1 protein-coding gene is annotated in these 301 nt (G+C 73.4%); it reads right to left on the bottom strand.

Features of this window, described 5'->3' with window-relative positions; translation table 11 throughout:
* Positions 1 to 301 (bottom strand): MetQ/NlpA family ABC transporter substrate-binding protein (locus JHD80_RS29000; protein ID WP_248311828.1); only part of this gene is annotated, 301 nt, incomplete at both ends.

Here is a 301-nt window from a genome sequence, read left to right as displayed (position 1 = left end):
CCCCCCCCCCCCCCCCCCCCCCCCCCCCCCCCCCCCCCCCCCCCCCCCCCCCCCCCCCCCCCCCCCCCCCCCCCCCCCCCCCCCCCCCCCCCCCCCCCCCCCCTTTTCAAGCAGAAGACGGCAAACGCGATCGCGCCTAGAGTCTCGTGGGCTCGGAGATGTGTATAAGAGACAGGCGTGTGGTAGCTTTCGACCAGCGTCTTGACCCAGGGCTTGTCCTTGTCGGCGCTGCGCACGGCGATCAGGTTGACATAGGGACCCTTGGCGTCTTCGCGCAGGATCGCCGAGGCCGGATCGATCT

Origin of the sequence: Allobosea sp. ASV33 (genome assembly GCF_016428755.1) — a bacterium.
In the GTDB taxonomy this organism is placed as follows: Bacteria; Pseudomonadota; Alphaproteobacteria; order Rhizobiales; family Beijerinckiaceae; genus Allobosea.
Note: the sequence above shows the minus strand (reverse complement) of the source record. Positions and strands in the feature narration are given on the sequence as shown.